Source organism: Nitrosomonas sp., assembly GCF_040256045.1.
Taxonomy (GTDB): Bacteria; Pseudomonadota; Gammaproteobacteria; order Burkholderiales; family Nitrosomonadaceae; genus Nitrosomonas.
Map to the genome: position 1 here is coordinate 1 of NZ_JBDZWD010000090.1, position 3,693 is coordinate 3,693.

The 3,693-nt window shown below is 48.0% G+C and carries 4 protein-coding genes; 2 read left to right on the forward strand and 2 right to left on the reverse strand.

The window, feature by feature from the left end; genetic code table 11:
• The coding region (gene aroC / locus ABUL11_RS11070) for a chorismate synthase (protein WP_350283910.1) at window positions 1–996 on the forward strand (996 nt) is incomplete at its 5' end.
• Between the two features lie 57 nt (window positions 997–1,053).
• Here the strand turns inward: aroC and ABUL11_RS11075 are convergent.
• Window positions 1,054–1,647 (reverse strand): tetratricopeptide repeat protein, encoded by a 594-nt coding sequence (locus tag ABUL11_RS11075; protein WP_350283911.1) that lies wholly within the window; start codon window positions 1,645–1,647, stop codon window positions 1,054–1,056.
• Between the two features lie 113 nt (window positions 1,648–1,760).
• Here ABUL11_RS11075 and ABUL11_RS11080 point away from each other — a divergent pair, with 113 nt between their 5' ends.
• Window positions 1,761–2,579 (forward strand): hypothetical protein, encoded by an 819-nt coding sequence (locus ABUL11_RS11080; RefSeq protein ID WP_350283912.1) that lies wholly within the window; start codon window positions 1,761–1,763, stop codon window positions 2,577–2,579.
• A gap of 176 nt (window positions 2,580–2,755) precedes the next feature.
• Here ABUL11_RS11080 and ABUL11_RS11085 read toward each other — a convergent pair whose 3' ends face one another.
• Window positions 2,756–3,403: an epoxyqueuosine reductase QueH gene (locus ABUL11_RS11085; RefSeq protein ID WP_350283913.1), complete on the reverse strand. Its 648-nt coding sequence runs from the start codon at window positions 3,401–3,403 to the stop codon at window positions 2,756–2,758.
• Between the last annotated feature and the right edge of the window lie 290 nt (window positions 3,404–3,693).

Genomic DNA, 3,693 nt, shown 5'->3' on the forward strand with positions numbered 1-3,693 from the left:
CGCGAGGCGGATCGGGTAGAGATACTCTCAGGCGTATTCGAGAACACAACGACAGGTACGCCAATTGCCCTACTGATTCGTAATGAAGATCAGCGCAGCAAGGATTACAGCAAGATCATGGATGTATTTCGTCCTGGTCATGCGGACTACACCTACTGGCAGAAATACGGCATCCGTGACTATCGGGGAGGAGGCCGTTCATCCGCACGAGAAACGGCTGTACGGGTGGCCGCTGGCGCCATCGCCAGGAAATGGTTGCAACAACGCTGCGGTATCATCATCCGGGGTTACATGGCACAACTCGGCCCAATTGCCATTCCTTTCAAAAGCTGGGATGTCGTCAATCAGAATCCGTTTTTTGTCGCAGATGATGATTATGTTCAGAAATTGGAAACATTCATGGATAGCTTGCGCAAATCGGGTGATTCAGCGGGCGCCAGAATCAATGTCGTAGCCGAAGGCGTGCCGGTCGGCTGGGGAGAGCCGGTTTATGACCGGTTGGATGCCGATATCGCTTACGCCATGATGAGTATCAATGCCGTCAAGGGTGTGGAAATCGGCGCCGGATTCAACAGCATTATTCAGAAAGGGACGGAGCACTCGGATGAAATCACTCCGGAAGGTTTCCTGAGCAACAATGCTGGCGGGATTCTGGGTGGCATTTCCAGCGGCCAACCGGTTATCGTCAGCGTAGCGATCAAACCCACATCCAGTATCCGCCTGGCACGACGTTCGATTGACAAAGCAGGAAATCCCGTTCTGGTCGAAACCCATGGCAGACATGATCCCTGTGTCGGCATCCGGGCAACGCCCATCGTGGAGGCTATGCTGGCCATCGTACTGATGGATCATGCCTTGCGTCACCGCGCACAAAATGCGGATGTCGTCTGCCCTACTCCCAGGATTCCGGGAAGCACAACGAGCCGGATCAATCCGGTAGGGACGCAACCCGATGCTCCCCGGACGGAAGACCCTGAACCGAATGAATCGTCATAACTTCGTAAAAAGAAGGTCCGCTGCAGAAGAGCTTTGAAAAATCTTTCAAAGCCCTATTCAGTAATACCAGTAATTACCTCGCCACGTTCCCAGGTAGGGATAACCGTGATACCAGTTCTGATAAAAAACAGGCTTCCAGCGGTTGACCCATCGGTGATAAATTTCACCTGATCTGCGTTCTTCCGATGCAAAAGCAGCAGCTTCCACGAGCAACTGTTCGGATTCCTTATCCCCTCTGCTTGCAGCAATACGTAGCCACTTTTCTGCTTCACGATAATCTGCACCCATTTCTTCAAGCCCCGTCAGATACAGGCGGCCAAGGGCCTTTTGAGCATTGAAATCACCCCTCTCTGCTGCTTCACGCATCCACTGTAATGCTTGGTAACTATCCTGACGCACACCATCCCCCCGAAAGTATCGAAGACCAAGATCATACGCTGCACGTGGATCCTGGCGCGCAACTTCCTCGAGCACTCTGACCCTGGCCTCTTCATCTGAAGAAGTTGCAGATGAATGATTAGAAATATAGTTACCCGGACGATCTGAACAACCGGAAGAATCACAAATTCGCGACAGATCCTTTTGATGAGATGCAGATGTCGTACAAGCCATCAAAATCATACTGAAAATAAGCGATAAAATGATTTGCATATTCACTTTCTTACATTCCTTTCATATATCATATAAAGATCGAATTTGAACATGCGTAACAATAAACCAAGCTAATAAAAATAGCTTTTAATTTTATGAAAGGGAATCATCTTATGAAAAAAAATAATAGTTCAATTCGAGTTCTGGTAGCAGTATCTGTTTGCATACCCTTTTTCACAGGATGTGCAAACGTAACGACCGGTACCGGCAGTACAGCCCTTACCGGGGCAGCTGCGGGAGGTACCAGCGCTGGTGCCAATGCCGATCTGGAACGTTGTGACAAAACATTGGGTACACTCGCTGTCGATGATGGCAGAGAAGCAAACTGGTATCATAGTTTTGGCAGTGCTACCAATATCACTACAATCGAACCGCTCATTCGACTTGCGGTTCAGCAATCAAACTGCTTCGTACTTACTTCCATCGGTAATGCACGGACAGATAGCCGCCTTTCTCGTATCACCGATATGCAGCGCAACTCTGGCGAATATCGTGCCGGCTCGAAACAGCAAAAAGGACAGCGTGTCGCTGCAGATTATTATCTGGAACCGCAGATCATCATTGACAATGATTCGACCGGAAAAGTCGGTGCCGCACTTGGAGGAGCGTTCAATCCGTTAGTCGGTGCATTAGCTGGCGCTCTTGAGACCAAAGTTTCCGTTGTCACGCTGTCACTATTCGATATTCGTTCCAGTGTCCAGATCTCTCTTTCTGAAGGAAGCTCAACAGCCAATAACTACGGCGCTGCATTGGGTGGATTCGGTGGTGGTGCAGGAGGAGCTTTAGGCGGTTTCTCCCGCACTCCTGCAGGCAAAGCAACCGTGGCTGCTTTTTTTGATGCTTATAACGGAATGGTACGGGCACTCAAACATTATGAGGCACAAAAGGTAGAAGGAGGATTAGGGCGCGGCGGAGCACTTAAGGTCAACTGATTTTCATTTTTCACGATAACGAACTATTTCGGGAAAACAAAAGATCTTCTGATGGTACGAATCCATATCATCAGGAGATTTTTCTTTTCAAGGCCTAATAAGCAGACCGTAAATACATATCAAATCTTTTCAGCAATCCACAGCTGTCAGCATCGTAACTTCAGGAATTTCAGGATTTACTCCGTCACATCACCATAATACTTCTCCCCGATCCGTATTTTTTCTCTGCCATGCTCCACTCGCCATTTATTGGTGTCCCGCAACGAATAAGCGCAACCACAGTATTCCTGCATATAGAATTTTTCACGTTTACTGATTTCCAGCATACGTGCAGAGCCTCCTTTCTTACGCCAGTTGTATGTCCAGTAGGTGACCCCTGGATATTGCGCTGCTGCTCTGACACCACTCTCGTTTATCTGATCCATATTTTTCCAGCGGGAAATACCGAGCGAGCTGGAAATGACATCGAATCCGTTTTCAGAGGCATATAAGGCCGTACGCTCAAACCGCATGTCGAAACACATGGTGCAACGGATTCCCCGTTCAGGCTCCATTTCCATTCCCTTTGCCCGTTTGAACCAGTCATCCATGTCGTAATCAGCATCGATAAACGGGATACCATGCTTCTCGGCAAAACGGATATTTTCATCCTTACGCAAATCATATTCCTTGCGCGGGTGAATATTCGGATTATAAAAAAAAATGGAGAAATCAATTCCAGAAGCGACGATGGCTTCCATGACTTCACCCGAACAAGGTGCACAGCAGGAATGCAGCAGTAGCTTTTTACCGTTTTCCGGCAGTTCCAGTCTTTCACGTTCCATTTTTCAATTTACCTGTAACACTGCTATTCATTGATTTCAACCTTCGCCCGACTTATCCGGGGCAGTCTTTTACAACATCATTATAGACCTTAAAGTCTTGAAACTGCCTGATCCGAATAAAAAACAGGGATGCGAGCGGTCAGCGCAGAATCAGATAGAATCGACAGAAAACCATCATAGAACTTCAAGACCATGTTTACTTCGTTGAGACTGACCCACTTCAAAACCTGGCAAGACACCGGCATAATTGCACTGAAACCGGTTAACATTCTGCTGGGGACCAATTCATC